The organism is Streptomyces sp. NPDC054961 (assembly GCF_053609145.1).
Window position 1 is genome coordinate 1 of record NZ_JBSGWY010000034.1, and the last position, 19,649, is coordinate 19,649.

Sequence of the window (19,649 nt, forward strand, 5' to 3'; positions counted from 1 at the left end):
GCCCCCCGCCACCCACCCCCCCCTACTCGACGGCAGCGGGGGATGTGTCCCCGCGCGCCGCCGCCCCCCCCCCCCCCGCAACGGACCCGCACCCGCACCCGCCCACGGACCCGAACCGAACGGGTCAGCCTCGGGCCGGGCCCGAGGCCCGGTCAGGCCGGGCCTGGGCCAGACCAGGGCCGGGCCCGGGGCCCGGTCAGGCCGGGGCCGGGCCCGGGGCCGGCAAGGTCACCTCGAAGCGACAACCCCCCGGCACGTTCCTCACCACCGCCCGCCCCGCATGCGCCTCCACGATGCCCCGCACGATCGCCAGCCCGAGCCCCGCCCCCGCCGAAGGCACCGGCGTCCGCGCCGACGTGCCCCGCCAGCCCGTGTCGAAGACCCTCGGCAGGTCCTCCGCCGGGATGCCCCCGCATCCGTCCGTCACCGACACCACCACCGCGCCCGCCCGCAGCGAGGCCGCGATCGCCACCGTCCCGTCCGCCGGGGTGTGCCGGATCGCGTTGATCAGCAGGTTCGCGAGGACCCGGGTCATCTCCTTGCCGTCCACCTCCACCGGCAACCGGTCGACCGCCTCGCCGACCAGCCGTACGCCGCGCTCCCGCGCCAGCGGGTCCACCCCGGACAGCGCGTCACCCACCAGGTCGTACACGGACATCCGGCTCGGGCTCAGCGCCAGCGCCCCCGCGTGGATCCGGGACAGTTCGAACAGGTCCCCGACCATGGAGTTCAGCCGGTCCACCTCGGTGCGGATCTGGCGGTGGTAGCGCTCCGGGTCTTCGGCCATGCCGTCCTCGAGCGCCTCCGACATGGCCCGCAACCCGGCCAGCGGGGTCCGCAGATCGTGCGAGATCCAGGCCACCAGCTCCCGCCGGGACTTCTCCAGGGCCCGCTCCCGCTCCCGCGACGCGGCCAGTTTCCCGCTCGTCGCCGCCAGTTCCCGGGACAGCGAGGCCAGTTCCGCCGTCGCCAGTCCGGGCGGCGCCGCGAAACTGCCGCCGTCACCGAAGTCCCGTGCGGCCACCGAGAGTTCACGGCTCCGGGCCACCACCCACCGTCCCAGCAGCAGCGCGGTGGCCAGCGAGACCACCGCCGCCATCGCCACGACCAAGGTGACCACCCCGAGGTCGTGCCGGGAGAGGAACATCGCCTGGGCCACGGCGAGCGTCCCGGCCAGCATGGCCGTCACCGCCACGGCGGCGATCACGGTCAGGGACACCGCCACCGACCGGTGGCGCACCAGCCTCAGCACGAGCGCGCCGAGCGCCCCCGCGCACACCGCGCCACCGAACGCGAACAGGGCGATGAGCAGGACGTCCTTCACGCGGGGAGCTCCTCTCCCGAGCCGGCCGGGTACCAGCCGTCCGGCCGCGACCCGCCCGGTTCGAAGCGGTAGCCCACGCCCCACACCGTCTGGATCAGCCGCGGCTGCCCGGGGTCGTCCTCGACCTTGGCGCGCAGGCGGCGTACGTGCACGGTCACCGTCGAGAGGTCCCCGAAGTCCCAGCCCCACACCTCGCGCATCAGGTCCTCGCGGCCGTGCGCCTGTCCGGGATGCCGCAGGAAGTGCGCCAGCAGATCGAACTCCCTGACCGTGAGGGCCAGCTCACGGCCCTCCTTGGCGGCCCGGTGGGTGGCCGGGTCCAAGGTGATCCCGGCGCCCGTCAGCCTGGCCTCCCGTCCTCCGGCCGATCCGGCCGCTCCGGCGGCTCCGGCGTCCGCGGTGGCCGCCTGAGCCGCGCCGCGCCGCAGTACGGACGCCACCCGGAGGACCAGCTCCCGCGGGCTGAAGGGCTTCGTCACGTAGTCGTCGGCGCCCGTCTCCAGCCCCGCGATGCGGTCGTCCTCGTCCCCGCGGGCGGTCAGCATGATCACCGGCACGGGGCCGTTCGCCCGCAGCCTGCGGCACACCTCCAGCCCGTCCATCCCCGGCAGCATGAGATCCAGTACGACCAGGTCCGGGCGGGTCCGCCCGGCGCACACGAGGGCGGCCGGGCCGTCCGCGGCCGTCTCCACCGTGAAACCGGCGCGCCGCAGATAGCCCGTGACGACCTCGGACACGGTCGGATCGTCGTCGACGACCAGGATCCGGCCGGACGCCCCGGACGTCCCGGAGGCACCGGAGGCACCGGACGTCCCGAGGGCCTCGCGAGCCCCGGGTGTCGCGCGCACCCCGGGCGTCGATTCCGTCCCGCTACCGCTCGTACCGCCGCTGCTCGTGCCCGTGCCGCTCATGGCGTCCAGCCTCCCATCCGCCGACGCGGGTCGGCACCGCCGACGGGGACCGTGCGGGTCGACGTCCGCGTTTCGTAAGGAGTCCGCGGCCCTTTCGGGGGGCCGCGGTTCATACGGTGAAATCGTGAGCGAAACCCTGACGGTAGACGTCGTACTTCCCTGTCTGAACGAGGCCGAGGCCCTGCCCTGGGTCCTTGCCCGCATCCCCGCCGGCTGGCGGCCCCTGGTCGTGGACAACGGCTCCACCGACGGCTCCGCCGACCTCGCGCGCTCGCTCGGCGCGACGGTGGTGCGGGAGCCCCGGCGGGGTTTCGGCGCCGCCTGCCACGCCGGGCTGCTCGCGTCCGAGGCGGACCTCGTCTGCTTCTGCGACTGCGACGCCTCCCTGGATCCCGGGCTGCTGGCAGGCTTCGTGGCCGCCGTCGCCGCGGGCGAGGCCGATCTGGTGCTCGGACGACGACGACCCCAGGGCCGCGGCGCCTGGCCGGCGCACGCCCGGGCGGGGAACCTGGCGCTGGCCCGGCTGCTGCGCCGGCGCACCGGGCTGCGGCTGCGCGACCTGGGCCCGATGCGGGCCGCGCGCCGGGAGCACCTGCTCGGACTGGACCTCTCGGACCGGCGCTCCGGCTACCCGCTGCAAATGGTGGTCCGGGCGGCGGACGCGGGCTGGCGGATCCGGGAGGTGGACGTGCCGTACCTGCCGCGGTCGGGGAAGTCGAAGGTGACGGGCACCTGGCGGGGCACGTGGCAGGCGGTCCGCGACATGAGCCGGGTCCTGGCGGACCCGCCCGTGGTCCGGCCCGCCCTCGACTCCCCCGCCGGGGGTTCCCGATGACCACGCCGCGTACCCCGCATGCGTCGCCCTCGCCGACCTCGCCGACCTCGCCGACCTCGCCGACCTCGCCGACCTCGCCGACCACGCTGCTCGTGATCGCGAAGGAGCCGGTGCCGGGCCGGGTCAAGACCCGCCTCACGCCGCCCTTCTCCCCCGTCGAAGCGGCCCGGCTGGCCGAGGCCGCGCTCGCCGACACCCTCGCCGCCGTGGCCCGGACCCCCGCGGACCGCCGGATCCTGGTGCTGGAGGGCCGCCCCGGGCCGTGGCTGCCGCCGGGCTTCGAGGTGCTCCCGCAGGGCGCCGGAACCCTGGACCTGCGGCTCGCGGCGGCCTTCGCCGCCTGCGCCGGACCCGCGCTGCTGATCGGCATGGACACCCCGCAGGTCACCCCGGACCTGCTGGAGGTCGACTGGTCGGCGCACGACGCGTGGTTCGGCCCGGCCGCCGACGGCGGGTTCTGGGCCCTCGGGCTGGCCGCTCCGGACCCCGCGCTCCTGCGCGGGGTACCGATGTCGACCGCCGCCACGGGCACCGTCCAGTACGAGCGCCTCCGCGCGGCCGGCCTGCGCACCGGACGGCTGCCCCTGCTCCGGGACGTGGACACGGCGGCCGACGCCCACCTGGTCGCCGCCGAGGCCCCGGCCGGCCGTTTCGCCTCGCAGCTGACGGCCCTCACCGGCCTGGCACACCGATGAGCCCGCTCCCTCCCACCGGGGAGACGAGCCCGGCCGGGGCGAACGGGTCCTCGGCGCGGCCGCCCGGGACGGCCCTCACCACGGAGGCGGGACCGGTCACCCCGAGCGCGTACGCGCCGGCACCGGCCACGGCGGGCCCCGACCGGCCGGCCCTGCCCGGCGGCAGTGCCCGGCCGGTCGCCCCCGGCGCGGCGCCGGACGGCGTGCTCGCGGCGCGGCCGGCGGTGTGCCGATGAGCACGCTCATCCCTGCCACGACCGGCACGGACGCCGGCCCCGGCACGGCGGGGACCTCGGCGGCCGCCTGGACCGCCGACCCGTACACCGTGGCCCTGCGCAGCGGCCAGGGTCCGCTCTATCTGCGGCGGGGCGACGGGTGGCTGCTGCCCCTGGACGTGGAGCGCTGGTGCGAGGCTCCGGACGGGGCGGACTGGACGGTGCTGCGGCGCTGCCGGGGCACGGTCCTCGACATCGGGTGCGGTCCGGGCCGGCTGGTGTCGGCGCTCGCCGCCCGGGGGCACCGGGCGCTGGGCATCGACGTCAGCCCCGAGGCGGTGGCCCGTACCGCCCGCGCGGGCGGTACGGCGCTCCACCGGTCGGTCTTCGACTCCCTTCCGGGAGAAGGCCGTTGGGACATGGCGCTCCTGATCGACGGCAACATCGGCATCGGCGGCGACCCGACGGCGCTGCTGCGGCGGATGGCCGAGGTGGTGGCGGTGACCGGTTCGCTGATCGTGGAGTGCGCGGAGACGGACCCGGAGACGGATCCGGAGGCCGACGTGGACGAGCGCTGCGAGGTCCGCGTGGCCGACGGCCGGGGCGGCCTCGGCGCGCCGTTCCCCTGGGCCCGCGTCGGCCCGGCCGCCCTGACCCGGCACGCCGCGGCCGCGGGCTGGGCCCCGGCGGGCACCTGGACGGCGGCGGGCCGGACCTTCGCGGTACTGACCAGCCCGGCCGGAGCCCCGTAGGCCCTCCCCGCCCACGGGTCCCCTCACCGGGCCGTACGTCCAGGGCGCCGGCGCCCCCGCGCACCGCCGCGCAGGGGACCCGGCTCACGGTCGACGGGCCACCCACACCGTGCGCTCCGTGCGGACGACGAGGTCGGAGCGGTGCGCGAGCGAGTCCGGGCCCTCGCCGTCGAGGAGGGTGCCGAGCGCGGCCAGGTCCTCGGCGTCGAGCCGGTCGCCGAGGTGGTCGCGGATGCGGCCCAGGCAGGCCCGTGCGTAGCGGCTGGTGGCCGCGGGCGACGGATCCGTCAGCTCGACGGAGAAGGGCCGCCGCGCCTCGACGGCGAATCCCGCCGCGGTCAGCAGCGCGCCCCAGTCGGAGTCGATGTGCGGCATGGACGCGGAGCGGGCCGCGTCGACGGCGGCGTGCGCGCGGGCTTCGAGCCCGGGGCGGCCGCTGCCGATGTCCTCGGGGAGGAAGTGCGGGAACGTGCCGAACTCGGCCACCGCGAGCAGTCCTCCCGGGCGCAGCGCGTCGAAGGCCTCGGCGAGGGCCCGGCCCGGGTCCGCCATGTGGTGCAGGGAGGCCGACGCCCACACCAGGTCGGCGGGGCCGACGGGGGGCCAGGCCGCGTCCAGGTCCGCGCGCACCGTGTGGACCCGGTCCGCGAGACCGAGGGCGGCGGCCTTGTCCTCGAGGCGCCGCAGCATGCCCTCGGAGAGGTCGAGGGCGGTGGCCTCGGCGTGCTCGAAGCGCCGGAGGAGGGCCAGGGTGCCGGTGCCGGTGCCGCTGCCCACGTCGAGGATCCGGCGGACGGGCGACGCCTCGCCGGCGTGGCCCTGGTCCGGTCCGGACCGGGCCGAGCCGGACCGGGCCAGGTCGTGGAGCAGGCCGGTCACCTCGGTGAGGTAGTCGTGCAGGACCTCGCCGTCGAGGTCGAGCATGTCGGCGAGGGCCGTCTCGTCGGCGGGGCCGTGGTCGTGGCCGCCGCCCGTGCCCTGCCCCTGGTGGCCGTGCTGCTGGTGCTGGTGTTCGTGCTGCTGGTGGTCGTGCCCGTGGCGGTGCTGGTCCGTGTGCATGGTCCGACCCTAGGAGCGAGTTGCGCATGGTGCATACCTTCTTGCGTACTGCGCAAGAAGGTGGCGCTCTCCACGCCCTCAGCCGCAAGCGGCCCGCCTCCCGCCCTCAGCGCGGCCGCCCGCGCCGAGCCGTCCGGGCCCGCGCCAGTGCCACCGCCAGCGCGGTCACCGCCACCACGCCGAGCACGACGGCCAGGTTCCGTCCGTACGGCAGCGGCAGCGCCGACGGGTTCGGGGGCGCCCCCGGGCGCAGCAGCAGGGGCAGGGTGATCAGTACGAGCGCGCCCCCCGTCAGCAGGGCTCCCCGTACGAGGCCCCGCGCGGGCACGGCCGCGACCGCCATCCCGACCGCCAGGACGAGCGGCGCGATGACCCCGTCGTGCAGGACGAGGCCGCCACCCAGCCACACCACGACGCCGACGGGGTCGGGCAGGACCGAGAGCAGCCGCCCTCCGATCGCGATCAGCAGCAGCCCGCAGCCGCCCAGCACCCACCGCGCGGTCTTCACAGCACCTCCAGCAGCGTGACCCACTTGGTCTGCAGCACCCCGGGCCGGTTCGGCGCGATGACGCGCGCCGGGTATCCGTGGTCGAGGTCGAGCACCTGGCCGTTCAGTTCGAGGGCGAGCAGCGTCAGCGGATCCTCGGCGTAGTCGCGGCCCATCTCCATCACCCGGTACGCGCCCCCCGCTTCCATCGAGGTGACGCGCAGCCCGGCTCCGGGGCCGGCGCCCGCCCTCGCCAGGAGGTCGCGGATCCGGACGCCGCCCCAGCGCGCGTCCACGCTCCAGCCCTCCACGCACGAGATCGGCAGCCGCGCCTGCGACCACGGCATGGACCGGAGCTGATCGAGCGTCAGGCTGTACGGGGCCGGTCCGCGCACGTCCAGCCGCCAGTCCCGTACGGCCCGGACCGTGACTCCGGCGGCCGCGGCCGTGCGGTTGACCGGCAGTCGCTGCGGTCCGTGGCCGGGGTGGCGCGGCGCGAGCAGGTCGAGGCGTGCCAGCGGCGTGAAGGCCTGCCCGACGGTGGTGAGCGTGACGGCTCCGACGGCCATGCCGACGCCGAGCATCAGGGAACGCCGGTCGGGGCCGTCCTGGGCGGGCAGTTCGAGCGTGCCGGGCGAACGGCGGCTCCAATGGGCCTTGATCGCGGGGGCTTTGACGGCCACGTGCAGGAGCAGTGAGCCCGTCACCACCCAGGCCAGTGCGAAGTGCGTCTGGATGAAGCCGAAGGGCCACGGGTACCACTCGGCGATGTTGAGGAGGCCGGTGAACACCTGCAGGACCGCGGAGGCCACCAGGACCGCCACGGACAGCCGCTCCACCGCGTGCAGGACGCCGCGCACGGGCGGCCACACGAACAGCCGGGGGTAGACCGTCCACAGCTTCACCAGCAGCAGCACGATCGCGGCCAGTCCGCTGGCGATGTGCAGCCCCTGGCTGAACCGGTAGCCCCAGACCGGGCGGCTGGGCAGCAGGTCGGCGGCCCAGCCGGGCGGGTGCTGGAGGTAGTGGCTGACCAGCCCGGTCGCGAAGCAGACGAGGAAGGCCGCGCCGAGCCAGCGGCCGACGGAGGTGGCGGTCCGGGCATCGTGGAGACGGCCGGAGAAGGACGGCGGCCGGACCGGCGGGAGCGAGAGCCTGGGCCCCCTCTTCCGGGGCGCGGCGGAGGGCCGCGGGGCGGGGGGCGGCGGATCGGGCGGCGTCATGTCCTCCATCAGAGCGCCGCCGGGCCCCTCACGGACGCTTCGACACCTTACGAAACGCGGACACCGGGCCGGGTCGCACGCCCGGCACCCGCCTCCGCTGCCAGGCTGACCCGTATGAACCGCCCCCGCCCGCGCCCCCGCCTCCGCGTCGCCCTGACCGTGCTGCTGCTCGCCGCGCTCACCGCCGTGCTCGCGCCGGCCGTCCGCGAGGAGGGCTACTTCTCCGACCCGGCGGGGCTGACGTGGTGGTACGCGGCGGCCTGGGCGCTGTTCGCGGCGGCCCTCTGGTCGCTGCGCCGGGTACCGGCCCGCTGGGTGGTCCCGCTCGTCCTGGGGGGTGCGGTCGCCTCCTGCGCCGCGGGTCTGGCCGGGCCGCCGCTGACCAGCACGGATTCCTTCCGCTACGCCTGGGACGGGCGAGTACAGGCCGCCGGGATCTCCCCGTACGACCACGCCCCCGCCGATCCGGGGCTGCGCGCCCTGCGCGACGACTGGCTGTTCCCCCGGGGCGGGGCCGCCTGCACCGGGCACCCGGACCGGGTGGTCATCGAGCCGGGGGTGTGCACCCGGATCAACCGGCCCGCCGTCCACACCGTCTACCCGCCCGTCGCGGAGGGGTACTTCGCCGTCGTGCACGCCCTGTCGCCGGCGGGCGTGCGCCACAAGGCCCTTCAGGCGGGCGGGGCCCTGCTGGCGCTGGCCGTCACGGGGGCGCTGCTGCTGGTCCAGCACCGCCGGGGCGCGCGGCTCCGTACGGCCGCGTACTGGGCCTGGTGTCCGGCGGTGGCGGTCGAGGCGGTGAACAACGCGCACGTCGACGTGCTCGCCGTGCTGCTGTCGGTGGCGGCGCTGGGGGTGGTCGTGCGCCGACGGGCCCTGGGCGGCGCCCTGTTCGGGCTGGCCATCGCGGCGAAACTGCTGCCCGCCGTGCTGTTGCCGGGCGCCCTGGCGGGCGTACGGCGATGGCGCGACGCGGCGGCGCTGCTGGTGCCCGCGGCCGCGGTGGTGGCGCTGGCGTACCTGCCGTACGCGCTCGCCTCGCGGTCGTCCGTCTTCGGGTACCTGGGCGGCTACGCGCAGGAGGAGGGGTACGAGGACCCCGGCTCGGGCGGCCGCTACGCGCTGCTGCGCCTGGTGCTCCCGGACTCGTGGTCGGTACCCGCGGTCGCGGTCGGGATGCTGGCGGTCGTGGCGTACGTGTGGCGGCGCGGCGATCCCGAACGCCCCTGGAGCGCGGCCCTGCTGGTGACGGGGACGGCGTTCCTGCTGATGACGCCGGGGTACTCCTGGTACGCGTTGCTCCTGATCGCGCTGGTGGCCCTGGACGGGCGCGCGGAGTGGCTGGGCGTGGCGGTCGCGGGGGCCGCGGCGTACGTGTCGGTGCGCGCGCTCGGTGAGCAGACGGTCCCCGTGGCGTACGGGCTGGCGGGCGCGGCGGTCCTGGTGGCGTCGGCGGTACGAGGCCGGGCGGCCCGGCGGGGCGCCCGGCGGGAAGCCGCGGCGGAGGCCGGGGCGGAAGCCAGCACGGAGGCCGGAGTGGAGGCCGGGGCGGACGCCGGGGCACCGTCGCCGTCGCCTCCGGGAGCCCGGCAGACGGCCGGACCGGGGGCGGTGCGGGCGGCGGGGCGGGCGGCTCGGATCAGCCGATGTGGAAGGAGTCCCCGTAAACCTTCCAGTCCAGCGGGGTGTTGAGGTTGAAGTTGCCCTTCTTGACCCATACCCGCTGCGCCGTGTCCACGCGGCTGGTGTCGCTGTGCGCCTCCTCCTGCTTCATCGCCCAGACGCGGGCGTCGAGGAAGGCGTTGAGCCAGGTGGCCTCGTTGCCGCCCTGGGACGGGGGCTTGGCCTTGGAGAGGGCGCGCTTGCGGATGTTGCGGAAGCTGGTTGAGTCGCCGCCGTTACCGTGCATGACGATCGCGTCGTAGTAGGTGAACTGGCCGAGCACGCCCACCCCGTCGGCCTTGCCCTGGTTGACGGCGGGGTTGAAGTAGACCCGGTCGCGCTCGTGGTCCTGGGCCTTCTTGAAGTCGGAGTCGCCCGCCGCCTTCACCCAGTCCTTGGTGAAGTTGGGGTCGAGGCCGGAGTGGGAATCGCTGCCGTCGACCTTCCGCAGGGCGGGGAGGTACTTGGCGAGCACGTTGCCCGGCTTGATGCTCGTGTAGTACTCGACGAGTTCGAGCATGTCGTGGGTTCCGGAACAGAAGCCGATGATGCCCGCCGTGTAACCGCGGCCGTCGTCTATGTCCTCGATGTACTTGTACTGCGCCTTCCAGTTCAGCGAGGAGTTCTCGGCACTGGAGACGATCTGCATGGCGATGTCCTTCTTCACCGGATCGTCGAGCCCGACGGCGGCGGCCGCGGACGCGCTCACGGCGGCCTGGTCCGCGCTGGTGGCGGCGGTCGCGTGGGCGGTGACGGGTACGGCGATCAGGGCAGCGCCGAGTACGGCACTGACGGCCAGTCGCTTGCGGTGAGGGGTGAACACGGGGCCTCCATAAGGGAGTTGATGCTCGGGGGGCTTCGTTAGGAAACTTTACTACCAGACCTCTCGCCGACTCAAGACCCCGGAACCGGCCGAATCACTTGCGCGCGGCACCCGCCTCGCGGCCGGCGGCCCCGACAGGGGTCGCCCTGGGCACTGACCAGCGCGAACACCCGCGTGGATGCGCGTCTCGGTACCGGAAATTGACGAACCTTCGCGCACCGGCCGGCAGCGTCCGACGCGCAACCCCTGGCAGACGAGAGGCACGACGAGGCACGACGGGGCCTGCCCGGGCCTGACGAGGCCTCCTCACGCAGGTGCGCCCCGAGGGAGCCGCGGGAGACGCACGGGCAAGAGGAACGTGGCCGAACCCGCGCGCGGCGGAGGAGGAGGGAGCCACCGAGGGCGGCCCTCGCGCACGGAGAAGCACCGACCGCCGCCGCGCTGCCGCAAGGCCGCGGATCCGCCCGTGCCCGTCCACCGCCGGCCCCGGTGGACGCGAGGAGCAGCACGTCCCCGTGGGTGAGGCCGGTCGAGGGGGATGCCGGGCCCCGCCGCACTCCCCCTGGGCGCCCGGCGCCGGCCGCCGAGGTCCCGGTACGGGCCCCCTCGGCGGCCGGGGCCCGTATCCCGGACGTCACAGGCCGCCGCGGCTCAACCGGCGGCGGTGGGACTCGCAGGGCGTCCCACCAGACCGCCCGCCTCCCGCCTCCCGCCTCCCGCCTCCCGCTGCCCGCTGCCCGCTGCCCGCTGCCCGCTGCCGCCGAACCTCCCACGACCGGGCCCGTGTCCCCGGCGTCACGGTCTCGCGGGGATCAACCGGCCGCAGGACCCGCGGCGCGGCCCGCGGCCCGTCGGGCCTCCAGGGACCGCTTCGCCTCTGGCCATTCGGGGCGCGTGATGGCGTACACGGCCGTGTCCCGGACCCAGCCGTCCCGCATGATCATGTGGTGGCGCAGCACGCCCTCCTGGGTCGCGCCGAGGCGCTCGATCGCCGCCCGCGACTTCGCGTTGCGCACGTCCGTGAGCAGCTCGACCCGATTCATCCCCATCACCTCGAAGGCGTGCGTCAGCATCAGCAGCTTGGCCTCGGCGTTCACGCCGGTCCGCTGCCGGGACGCGGCGAGGAAGGTCCAGCCGATCTCCAGCCGCCGGTGCGTGGTGTTGATCATCATCAGCCGGGTCGAGCCGACGACCCGCCCCGTCGCCGCGTCCACCGTGGCGTAGGGGATCTGCGTGCCCTCCGCGCGCGCCGCGACCGCGTCCTCGATGAAGCCGCGGACCTCGTCCGGGTGCGGGACGATCGTCACCGAGAGCTCCCACAGGCTGCCTTCGCGCACCGCCTCGCACAGGCCGTCGTGGTGACGGAGCTCCAGCGGCTCCAGCCGCACCCGCTCCCCGACCAGTTCGGCCGTCGCCGCCACCCTCGCCCGCTCCGTGCCCGACCCCGTGCCCGACCCCGTGCCCGACTCCATGCCCGACTCCATGCCGACCCGCCTGTTCCGCGATTCCCGTACCGCTCGACCGATGGGCGGACCCTATCCGGGACCGGCGGCCGACCTCACCGGGATTTCCCCGCCGCCGCCGCGTCCCCGCCACCGCCCCAGTCCTCGCCCTCGCCGGGCAGGCGCCCGCGCGCGGGCGCGACTGCCGCTCAGAGCCAGCCGTTGCGCCGGAACCCCCGGTAGATGACGAAGCAGGCCACGGCCATCACCCCGAGCACGAGGGGATATCCGTAAGCCCAGTGCAGTTCCGGCATGTTGTCGAAGTTCATGCCGTAGACGCCGCAGACCATCGTCGGGACGGCGACGATGGCCGCCCAGGCGGTGATCTTGCGCATGTCCTCGTTCTGGGCGACGGTCACCTGCGCGAGGTGGGCCTGGAGGATCGAGTCGAGGAGGGCGTCGTAGGCGCCGATCTGGTCGGTGGCGCGGGTCAGATGGTCGGCGACGTCACGGAAGTACGTGCGCATCTCCGGAGGGATGACCGTTATCGGCTGCGTGCTCAGCTGATGGAGCGGCCGGCTCAGCGGGGCCACCGCCCGCCGCAGTTCCAGCAGTTCGCGCTTGAGCTGGTAGATCCGGCCCGCGTCACCGCGGCCGCCGTGCTCGCTGAACACCATGGTCTCGACGTCGTCTATGTCGTTCTGCACCGCGTCCGTGACGGCCACGTACTCGTCGACCACGTGGTCGGCCATCGCGTGCAGGACGGCGACCGGCCCCTTGGCCAGCTGCTCGGGATCGGCCTCCAGGGCCTCGCGGACCGGCCCGAGGGTGCCTCGGCCGCCGTGCCGGATGGTGATGACGAAGTCCTCACCGGCGAACGCCATGAGCTCGCCGGTCTCCACGACCTCGCTCGTCGCGGTCAGCTCCTCGTGCTCCACGTAGCGCACGGTCTTGAAGACCGCGAAGAGGGTCTCGTCGTAGCGCTCGATCTTGGGCCGCTGGTGCGCGTGGACCGCGTCCTCGACCGCGAGGGGGTGGAGACCGAACAGCTCCGCGAGCCCGGCGAGCTCGGCCTGCGGCGGCTCGTGCAGGCCGATCCAGACGAACGCGTCGCCCGTCTTGCGGACCCGCCTCAGCGCCTCGCCGACGTCGGCGCAGCCGTCCTGCCGTTCGCCGTTGCGGTAGACCAGGCAGTTGACCACGGCGCTGCCGAGCGGGGACCGGGCCGGGTGGCTGAGGTCGACGGCCCGCCGGTAGCTGCGGCGCACGACCCGGCGCAGGTTGCTGAACATGGACAAGACGTACTCCCCTTCGGCTGAACACCGGCCAGTGTGCCACCGGCGCCGCCACGCGCGGCGCCGCCCCCGCTGTCGCGGGTGGCGCGGCGCGGGAACGTCGCGCGGCACCAGGCCGCCGCCGCCTTCGCGTACGGGCCGGGCCGGCGGGTGCCCGGGCGCGGCGCCGATCCGCCGGGGACGGCAGGGGACGGCAGGACGAGAATGAGCAGAAACGTTTACGCAGCCCCCCCGGCCCGGCCCCTATGCTGCCGCGGTGACCACACCCCCCGACGGGCCCGCGCGCCGTCCCTTCCGCGAGCGCGCCGCTCTGATCGCGTTCGTCCTGATCTCCGTGCTCGTCGTCGCGGGCTGCGGCCTCGCGGCGTGGAAGCACTGGCAGCGCAGCCACCCGGGCGACTTCACCGCCGATCCGCACCCCTGCGAGCTGGTGTCCCCGCAGACGGTCCACCGGCTGGTGCCCACGTCCTACGGAGGCCGCGACGACCACGGTTCGTGCAGCTGGTCGGCCGCGCGCGAGGAGGGCCCGAAGGGGGGCGGCGTCTTCCTGCAGTCCTTCGTCCTGACCGAGAAACTCGCCCTCGAGGACCTCCGTGAGGAGCGCGAGACGACGTCTGGCTGGGAGAAGACGACCCCTGCGGAGATCCCCGGCGTCGGCGACGAGGCGTTCCTCCGCTTCCGGACGGCCGACCCCGAACGCCCCGCCGTCGCCCAGGTCTGCTTCCGCCTCAGCAACGTGCGCGTCGACCTCACCTACACCCGCGCCGACAGCGACCGCGAGGCCGCCCGCGCCGGAGCCGTCGAAGCGGCGCGCGAGGCCGCCGACCTTCTGAGGGCCTCCGTACGCTGAGCCGGCATGCCGCATGCCCCGTGCCCCATGCCGGACGCGGCGTTCGGCATGCGGCACCGGTGCGTCAGGCTACGGATCCGGCGGCGGCGGCAACAGGGACAGCGACAGCGGTGCTCACGTACGGTCGATGAACACGCTCGTCGACTTCACCCGCGCCGTCGCCCGCGCCCCCACCTCCAGGCCGAGTTCCTCCACGGCCTCCCGGGTCAGCAGTGACACGACGCGGTGCGGCCCGGCCTGGATCTCCACCTGCGCGTCGACCGTGCCCAGCTTCACGCCGGTCACGATGCCGGGGAAGGCGTTGCGCGCCGAGGTGTACGGGGTTCCCTCGTCCCCGTCGCCGCCCTCCTGGGCGACCTCCACGCAGAAGGCGGCCAGGTCCGGCCCGTCCACCATCCGCCGCGCGCCCTCCCGACGCGTCGGGAACCGCTCCGCGTCGGCCCACCGCCGGGCCGTGTCAACGCTGACGCCGAGCAGTCGCGCCGCCTGGCCGATCGTGTAGGACTCCATGCGCGCAGCCTATGCCCTGCCGGCGGCCCCGCCGCAGGCCAAAGGCCTGGTGCCGCACAAGTACCCCGGCCCCGGGCCTGTCGTCGACATCGCCTCGCCTCCCGCGGGGCGGGCGCGACGTCGGCGGCCTAGCGCAGGGCCTCCGCCGCCTCCGCCACGATCACCGCCGCCACCCTCGACAGCGCGGGCGAGTCCAGCTTCCACTGCTGCCAGTACAGGGGTACGTCCAGCTTGCGGCCCGGCGCGATCACCACCAGCCGCCCCTCCTCCACCAGGGGCCCCGCCTGCGCCTCGGGCACCATCGCCCAGCCCAGACCGGCGACCGCCGCGTCACAGAACCCCTCCGACGTGGGGACGTAGTGCCGCACCTCCGACGCCCTGGCGGCCTCGTTCCCCGTCACCATCCGCACGAAGCGGTCCTGGATCAGGTCCCGCCGGTCGAAGACGACGACGGGGGCCGTCCGCAGGTCGTGCTCCACCGTCCCCGTGAGGTACCGGGCCGCGAACCCCGGGCTCGCCACCGGCAGATAGCGCGCCCGTCCGAGCGTCCGTACCGTGCAGCCCGCCACCGCCTCCGACTGCGAGGTCACGGCCGCCATCACGCGCCCGTCCCGCAGCAGCGCGGTCGCGTACCCCTCGTCCTCGCGGTGCAGTTCGAAGCAGACCGGCGGGTCCTGCGGCACCCGGGTCAGGGCCGGCAGGAACCACGTGGCCAGCGAATCCGCGTTGACCGCGATCGGCAGCCGCACCGGCGCTCCCGGGCCCGGCGCCAGGCCGAGCTCCGCCCGTGCGTCGCGCTCCAGCCGGACCAGCTGCCGGGCGAAGCGGACGATGACCTCCCCGGACTCCGTCGCCCGTACCGGCTTGGTCCGCATCAACAGCACCCGCCCGGTCCGCTGCTCCAGCGCCTTGACGCGCTGGCTGACCGCGGAAGGAGTCACGTGCAGGGCGGCCGCCGCCGCGTCGAAGGTGCCCCCGTCGATCACCGCGAGCAGCGTCCGCACCTGGTCCACAGGCAGCTCGTCCATCACAGTCACTAATGCTACGTAAGAATCTTTAGCTGTACTACTCAGACATTGCTGCCTACCGTCGACGGCATGACACACGGCATCATCCCGGCGGCCCTGGCCGGTTTCGGAACCGGGCTCTCCCTCATCGTCGCCATCGGCGCCCAGAACGCCTTCGTACTCCGCCAGGGCGTACGCCGCCAGTCGGTCCTCGCCGTGATCGCCATATGCGCCCTCTCGGACGCGGCCCTCATCGCCCTCGGGGTGGCGGGCGTCGGCGCGTTCGTCACCGCGTGGCCGCCCGCCCTCACCCTGGTCGGGCTCGTCGGGGGCGCCTTCCTGATCGGCTACGGAGTCCTCGCCGCCCGCCGGGTGCTGCGCCCCACCCCCGGCGCCGCCCTCCGGGCCGAGGACACCGCGACCACCACGGGCCCGGACACGGACACGGGTACGGGTACGGGTACGGGTACGGGTACGGGTACGGACACGGGCACGGACACGGGCACCGGCCCGGACACCCCCACGAGCGGCGCCACCGGCGCCGCCACCACCACGACGACCACGGCCCCGGCCAAGGCCCCGACCCCGGCCAAGGCCAAGGCCCGGCCGGCCGGCCGCGCCGCCGCCCGACGCGCCGTGCTGACCTGCCTCGCCATGACCTGGCTCAACCCGCACGTCTACCTCGACACCGTGCTGCTGCTCGGCTCCCTCGCCGCCGACCGGGGCGACCTGCGCTGGGCCTTCGGCATCGGGGCCGCCCTGGCCAGCCTGACCTGGTTCGGCGCGCTCGGCTACGGCGCCCGGCTCCTCAGCGGCCTGCTCGCCCGGCCCTCGGCCTGGCGGGTCCTCGACGGACTGGTGGCGGCGACCATGGTCACGATGGGCGGCCTGCTCCTGGCCCGCGCCTGAGGGCGCGCCCCGCCCTCACCCCGGCCTGCGACCAGCGCGCCAAGTCCACCCCATGGACAGTCCACGAGTGGGTACGGATCACTTCGCCTCCCGCCCACCGGACGTCAGCACGCCCCGCACCTCCAGGAGTTCCCGTGCCGGATCAACCCCCCTACTCCGACTCGGTCCGCGCCCACTACGCCGCCCAGCCCTCCCCCCTCGTGGCCGCCACCGGGGTCGTGCTGGACCCGCGCGGGCGCGTCCTCGTACTGACCACCTCGTACAAGACCGAACGGGAGCTGCCCGGCGGTGGCGTGGAGGACACCGAGACCCCCGAGGAGGGACTGGCGCGCGAGCTGAAGGAGGAACTGGACCTGAGCGTGCCGGTCGGACGGCTGCTCGCCGTCGACTCCCGCCCGCCGGGGCCGCTCGGGCGCTCCCTCGTCGTCCACGTCCACCTCGTCGGACCGCTGACGCCCGCGGAGGCCTCCGCGCTCTCCTTCCCGGACGGCGAGGTCACGGAAGCCTGCTGGCTCACGCCGGACGAGGCCTACGAGGCCCTGCCCGCCCGGACCGCGCCCCGGCTGCGCGCCGCCCTGGCGGCCCTGTACGCGGGCTCCCTCGCGCACCTGATCGACGGTGTCCCCCAGCCCGGTTCCCCTGCCGGGCTCGGCCCGGAGCGCCGGGCGGCACTGGAGCACGCGGGGGCCTTCACCACCGCCGACCACCGGGCCGCACGGCCGAAGGCCCTCACGGCGGCGAGCGTGCTGTTCACCGACGCCGACGGCGGGGTCCTCCTCGTGCAGCCCGCGTACGGCAACCCGGACCACTGGCACCTGCCGGGCGGCGGGGTCGACAGCGACGTCGGCGAGATCCCGCGGGCCGCCGCCCGCCGCGAGGTCCGGGAAGAACTCGGCCTCGACATCACCCCGGGCCGGCTCCTCGCCGTCAACTGGTCCCACCGGCCCGGCTACCCGGCCCGCGTCCGGTTCCTCTACGACGGCGGCACCCTGGACTCCGCCGCCCTGTCCCGGATCCGGCTGCCCGGGACGGAACTCCTCCAATGGCGGGCGGTGCCCCCCGCCGGCCTCTCCACGCTCACGAAGCCCGCCCTGCGCCGCCAGATCGAGGCCGCCCTCGCGACCCGGGACACGTCGACCGGCCCGGTGGAACTGCACGCCGGGCGCCCGGTCCCCACCGGCTGACCCCGGCTCCCGGCGGGAGGGCGCGAGCGGTGGCGCCCTCCCGCCGGTGCGATCTGCCGTCCGGTGGCGCGGCTGCCCGGAAGTTACCCGGAAGTTGGCCGGACATCGCCGGAATCCGACTGCCGTTCGTCTGGCGTACGCGTCACGGACATGCCAGGCTCCCCCGCCGGCACCCCGGGCACGCTGTGCTGGGGGCGCTCAACCACCCTCACAACCGCAGAGGTCGTCCCACCATGGCAGAACTGAACCGCCGCCGTTTCATGCAGCTCGCCGGTGGCGCCGCCGCCCTGACGATGCTCAACGAGAGCATCGCCCGCGCCGCCGCCATCCCCGCGCAGGGGACCACCGGCACCATCGCCGATGTCGAGCACATCGTGGTCCTGATGCAGGAGAACCGTTCCTTCGACCACTACTTCGGCGCACTGCGCGGCATCCGCGGCTTCGGTGACCCCCGCCCGGTGACCCTGCCCAGCGGCAAGTCCGTGTTCCACCAGACCGACGGGACGAAGGAGACGCTGCCCTTCCGGCCGCCGTCCGACGACCTCGGCATGGAGTTCCTCCAGGGTCTCAACCACGACTGGGCGGGCGGACAGAGCGCTTTCAACAAGGGCAAGTACGACAACTGGGTGCCCGCCAAGACGCCCGCGACCATGGCGTACCTGACGCGCGACGACATCCCGTTCCACTACGCCCTCGCCGACGCGTTCACCATCTGCGACGCCTACCACTGCTCGTTCATCGGCTCCACCGACCCCAACCGCTACTACCTCTGGTCGGGGCACACCGGCAACGACGGCCAGGGCGGCGGTCCGGTCCTCAACAACGCCGAGGCCGGCTACGGATGGACCACCTACCCCGAGCGCCTGGAGGCGGCCGGGATCTCCTGGAAGGTCTACCAGGACATCGGCGACGGCCTGAACGCCGACGGCTCCTGGGGCTGGATCAACGACGCCTACCGCGGCAACTACGGCGACAACTCCCTCCTCTACTTCAACAACTACCGCAACGCCAAGCCCGGCGACGCCCTGCACGACAAGGCGCGGACGGGCACCGACGCCAAGGCGGGCGAAGGCTACTTCGACAAGCTGCGTGCCGACGTCGCCGCCGGCACGCTGCCGCAGATCTCCTGGATAGCCGCCCCCGAGGCCTTCAGCGAGCACGCGAACTGGCCCTCCAACTACGGCGCCTGGTACATCGCCCAGGTGCTGGACGCGCTCACCTCGAACCCCGACGTGTGGGCCCGTACCGCGCTCTTCATCACCTACGACGAGAACGACGGCTTCTTCGACCACGTCGTCCCGCCGTACGCCCCGGCCAATGCCGCGCAGGGCCTGTCGACCGCGCCCACCGCGCTGGACGTCTTCCCCGGCAAGCCCGGATACGTCGCCGGACCGTACGGCCTGGGCCCGCGCGTGCCGATGCTCGTGGTCTCCCCGTGGAGCACCGGCGGCTACTCCTGCTCCGAGACCTTCGACCACACCTCCGTCATCCGCTTCATGGAACAGCGCTTCGGGGTGAGCGAGCCCAACATCTCCCCCTGGCGCCGCGCCGTCTGCGGCGACCTCACCTCCGCCTTCGACTTCGCCCGCAAGGACACCACCACGGCCCCGCTGCCCGACACCGGCGCCTGGTACCCGCAGGACCGCGAGCGCCACCCCGACTTCCCGGCCACGCCGCCCGCCAAGGGCACCATGCCGCGCCAGGAGAAGGGCCTGCGCCAGACCCGCGCCCTGAAGTACGCCCCGTACGTGGACGGTTCGGCGCTGACCGTGGACGGCAAGTTCCAGCTGACGTTCAGCGGCGGCCCGCACCTGGGCGCGCAGTTCTACGTCACCTCCGGCAACCGCACCGATGCCCCCTGGACGTACACCACCGAGGCCGGCAAGTCGATCGCGGACACCTGGAACACCCGCTACTCGGCCGGGGTCACCGACCTGACCGTGCACGGCCCCAACGGCTTCCTGCGCGGCTTCCGCAACCCCGGCACCACCCCCGGCCCCGAGGTCACCGCCCGCCACAACGCCACCACGGGCAACCTGGACCTCACCCTCACCAACGCCGGGGCGTCGACCGCCACCCTGACGGTCACCAACGCCTACGCCGGGGGGCCGAAGCGCCTCACGGTCGCCAAGGGCGCGAGCGTCACGTACAGCGTCCCGCTGAAGAACACGAAGCGCTGGTACGACGTGACGGTCACCGCGTCCGGGGCGCCGGACTTCCTGCGCCGCTTCGCGGGCAAGGTCGAGACGGGCGCGGCCGGCCTCTCGGACCCGGCGATCCTGACGGACCGGTCCTCCTGACGCACCGGTCCTCCTGACGCACCGGTTCTCCTGAGGCACCGGGCGGGTCTCCTGACCCACCGGTCCTCCTGACGCCGTCCCGGCCCACGGAACCGGGCCAGGGGGGGGGGGGGGGGGAGGGGCCCTCCCCCGCCGGGGGGGGGGGGGCTGACCGGGGAGGCGCGTT

18 protein-coding genes are annotated in these 19,649 nt (G+C 74.7%); 8 read left to right on the top strand and 10 right to left on the bottom strand.

Annotated features, from left to right (window positions below; all coding sequences use genetic code 11):
- Nucleotides 1-196: 196 nt before the first annotated feature.
- Both ACWF9Z_RS26475 and ACWF9Z_RS26480 read right to left on the bottom strand, forming a co-directional pair.
- Nucleotides 197-1,324, bottom strand: a complete 1,128-nt coding sequence (locus tag ACWF9Z_RS26475) for a sensor histidine kinase (RefSeq protein ID WP_453605845.1) — start codon at nt 1,322-1,324, stop codon at nt 197-199.
- Nucleotides 1,321-2,088: a response regulator transcription factor gene (locus tag ACWF9Z_RS26480; protein ID WP_453605973.1), complete on the bottom strand. Its 768-nt coding sequence runs from the start codon at nt 2,086-2,088 to the stop codon at nt 1,321-1,323. The genes ACWF9Z_RS26475 and ACWF9Z_RS26480 overlap by 4 nt, the downstream gene beginning before the upstream one ends.
- 271 nt (nt 2,089-2,359) lie before the next feature.
- Here ACWF9Z_RS26480 and ACWF9Z_RS26485 point away from each other — a divergent pair, with 271 nt between their 5' ends.
- From ACWF9Z_RS26485 to ACWF9Z_RS26495, 3 genes are all read left to right on the top strand, one after another.
- Nucleotides 2,360-3,070, top strand: a complete 711-nt coding sequence (locus ACWF9Z_RS26485; protein ID WP_453605847.1) for a glycosyltransferase family 2 protein — start codon at nt 2,360-2,362, stop codon at nt 3,068-3,070.
- Nucleotides 3,067-3,765 carry a TIGR04282 family arsenosugar biosynthesis glycosyltransferase gene (locus ACWF9Z_RS26490; RefSeq protein ID WP_453605849.1) on the top strand — a complete coding sequence of 233 codons (699 nt, stop codon included), beginning with the start codon at nt 3,067-3,069 and terminating at the stop codon, nt 3,763-3,765. Before ACWF9Z_RS26485 ends, ACWF9Z_RS26490 begins: the two co-directional genes overlap by 4 nt.
- A 232-nt stretch (nt 3,766-3,997) precedes the next feature.
- The gene (locus tag ACWF9Z_RS26495; protein ID WP_453605851.1) at nt 3,998-4,732 is read left to right on the top strand and encodes a class I SAM-dependent methyltransferase; all 735 of its coding nucleotides are present in this window, start codon (nt 3,998-4,000) and stop codon (nt 4,730-4,732) included.
- An 84-nt stretch (nt 4,733-4,816) separates the two neighbouring features.
- Here ACWF9Z_RS26495 and ACWF9Z_RS26500 read toward each other — a convergent pair whose 3' ends face one another.
- The 3 genes from ACWF9Z_RS26500 to ACWF9Z_RS26510 all read right to left on the bottom strand — a co-directional run bounded on the left by ACWF9Z_RS26500 (nt 4,817) and on the right by ACWF9Z_RS26510 (nt 7,501).
- A complete protein-coding gene (locus ACWF9Z_RS26500) occupies nt 4,817-5,791 on the bottom strand; it encodes a class I SAM-dependent methyltransferase (protein ID WP_453605853.1) in 975 nt (324 codons plus the stop codon).
- Nucleotides 5,792-5,897: 106 nt separating this feature from the next.
- A complete protein-coding gene (locus ACWF9Z_RS26505; RefSeq protein WP_453605855.1) occupies nt 5,898-6,299 on the bottom strand; it encodes a hypothetical protein in 402 nt (133 codons plus the stop codon).
- The gene (locus tag ACWF9Z_RS26510; protein WP_453605857.1) at nt 6,296-7,501 is read right to left on the bottom strand and encodes a molybdopterin-dependent oxidoreductase; all 1,206 of its coding nucleotides are present in this window, start codon (nt 7,499-7,501) and stop codon (nt 6,296-6,298) included. Before ACWF9Z_RS26510 ends, ACWF9Z_RS26505 begins: the two co-directional genes overlap by 4 nt.
- Before the next feature lie 114 nt (nt 7,502-7,615).
- Between ACWF9Z_RS26510 and ACWF9Z_RS26515 the strand changes: the two genes are divergently transcribed.
- Nucleotides 7,616-9,193 carry a glycosyltransferase family 87 protein gene (locus ACWF9Z_RS26515; RefSeq protein ID WP_453605859.1) on the top strand — a complete coding sequence of 526 codons (1,578 nt, stop codon included), beginning with the start codon at nt 7,616-7,618 and terminating at the stop codon, nt 9,191-9,193.
- Here the strand turns inward: ACWF9Z_RS26515 and ACWF9Z_RS26520 are convergent.
- From ACWF9Z_RS26520 to corA, 3 genes are all read right to left on the bottom strand, one after another.
- Nucleotides 9,141-9,986 carry a chitosanase gene (locus ACWF9Z_RS26520; RefSeq protein WP_453605860.1) on the bottom strand — a complete coding sequence of 282 codons (846 nt, stop codon included), beginning with the start codon at nt 9,984-9,986 and terminating at the stop codon, nt 9,141-9,143. The two genes, ACWF9Z_RS26515 and ACWF9Z_RS26520, sit on opposite strands and share 53 nt — an antisense overlap.
- An 812-nt stretch (nt 9,987-10,798) precedes the next feature.
- Nucleotides 10,799-11,458, bottom strand: coding sequence for a GNAT family N-acetyltransferase (locus ACWF9Z_RS26525; RefSeq protein WP_453605861.1), 660 nt, complete (start codon nt 11,456-11,458; stop codon nt 10,799-10,801).
- A 179-nt stretch (nt 11,459-11,637) separates the two neighbouring features.
- The gene (gene corA / locus ACWF9Z_RS26530; RefSeq protein WP_453605975.1) at nt 11,638-12,720 is read right to left on the bottom strand and encodes a magnesium/cobalt transporter CorA; all 1,083 of its coding nucleotides are present in this window, start codon (nt 12,718-12,720) and stop codon (nt 11,638-11,640) included.
- A 259-nt stretch (nt 12,721-12,979) separates the two neighbouring features.
- Here corA and ACWF9Z_RS26535 point away from each other — a divergent pair, with 259 nt between their 5' ends.
- Nucleotides 12,980-13,573 carry a hypothetical protein gene (locus ACWF9Z_RS26535; RefSeq protein WP_453605863.1) on the top strand — a complete coding sequence of 198 codons (594 nt, stop codon included), beginning with the start codon at nt 12,980-12,982 and terminating at the stop codon, nt 13,571-13,573.
- A 114-nt stretch (nt 13,574-13,687) separates the two neighbouring features.
- Here the strand turns inward: ACWF9Z_RS26535 and ACWF9Z_RS26540 are convergent, their stop codons facing one another.
- Nucleotides 13,688-14,083, bottom strand: a complete 396-nt coding sequence (locus ACWF9Z_RS26540; RefSeq protein ID WP_453605865.1) for a TOBE domain-containing protein — start codon at nt 14,081-14,083, stop codon at nt 13,688-13,690.
- A 128-nt stretch (nt 14,084-14,211) separates the two neighbouring features.
- On the bottom strand, nt 14,212-15,111 hold the full coding sequence (locus tag ACWF9Z_RS26545; RefSeq protein WP_453605867.1) for a LysR family transcriptional regulator ArgP: 900 nt from the start codon (nt 15,109-15,111) through the stop codon (nt 14,212-14,214).
- Nucleotides 15,112-15,180: 69 nt separating this feature from the next.
- On the opposite strand from ACWF9Z_RS26545, the gene ACWF9Z_RS26550 reads away from it, so the two are divergent.
- The 3 genes from ACWF9Z_RS26550 (at nt 15,181) to ACWF9Z_RS26560 (ending at nt 19,483) form a co-directional block, all read left to right on the top strand.
- Nucleotides 15,181-15,999 (top strand): LysE/ArgO family amino acid transporter, encoded by an 819-nt coding sequence (locus tag ACWF9Z_RS26550; protein ID WP_453605869.1) that lies wholly within the window; start codon nt 15,181-15,183, stop codon nt 15,997-15,999.
- A gap of 134 nt (nt 16,000-16,133) precedes the next feature.
- Nucleotides 16,134-17,183, top strand: a complete 1,050-nt coding sequence (locus ACWF9Z_RS26555; protein WP_453605870.1) for an NUDIX domain-containing protein — start codon at nt 16,134-16,136, stop codon at nt 17,181-17,183.
- A gap of 233 nt (nt 17,184-17,416) precedes the next feature.
- On the top strand, nt 17,417-19,483 hold the full coding sequence (locus ACWF9Z_RS26560) for a phosphocholine-specific phospholipase C (protein WP_453605872.1): 2,067 nt from the start codon (nt 17,417-17,419) through the stop codon (nt 19,481-19,483).
- Nucleotides 19,484-19,649 lie beyond the last annotated feature (166 nt).

Bases quoted from the DNA above. Each gene is read 5' to 3' on its own strand.
- ACWF9Z_RS26510 (WP_453605857.1), bottom strand. From the start codon at position 7,501: ATGACGCCGCCCGATCCGCCGCCCCCCGCCCCGCGGCCCTCCGCCGCG.
- ACWF9Z_RS26550 (WP_453605869.1), top strand. From the start codon at position 15,181: ATGACACACGGCATCATCCCGGCGGCCCTGGCCGGTTTCGGAACCGGG.
- ACWF9Z_RS26540 (WP_453605865.1), bottom strand. From the start codon at position 14,083: ATGGAGTCCTACACGATCGGCCAGGCGGCGCGACTGCTCGGCGTCAGC.
- corA (WP_453605975.1), bottom strand. From the start codon at position 12,720: ATGTTCAGCAACCTGCGCCGGGTCGTGCGCCGCAGCTACCGGCGGGCC.
- ACWF9Z_RS26490 (WP_453605849.1), top strand. From the start codon at position 3,067: ATGACCACGCCGCGTACCCCGCATGCGTCGCCCTCGCCGACCTCGCCG.
- ACWF9Z_RS26500 (WP_453605853.1), bottom strand. From the start codon at position 5,791: ATGCACACGGACCAGCACCGCCACGGGCACGACCACCAGCAGCACGAA.
- ACWF9Z_RS26560 (WP_453605872.1), top strand. From the start codon at position 17,417: ATGGCAGAACTGAACCGCCGCCGTTTCATGCAGCTCGCCGGTGGCGCC.
- ACWF9Z_RS26515 (WP_453605859.1), top strand. From the start codon at position 7,616: ATGAACCGCCCCCGCCCGCGCCCCCGCCTCCGCGTCGCCCTGACCGTG.
- ACWF9Z_RS26545 (WP_453605867.1), bottom strand. From the start codon at position 15,111: ATGGACGAGCTGCCTGTGGACCAGGTGCGGACGCTGCTCGCGGTGATC.
- ACWF9Z_RS26495 (WP_453605851.1), top strand. From the start codon at position 3,998: ATGAGCACGCTCATCCCTGCCACGACCGGCACGGACGCCGGCCCCGGC.
- ACWF9Z_RS26525 (WP_453605861.1), bottom strand. From the start codon at position 11,458: ATGGAGTCGGGCACGGGGTCGGGCACGGGGTCGGGCACGGAGCGGGCG.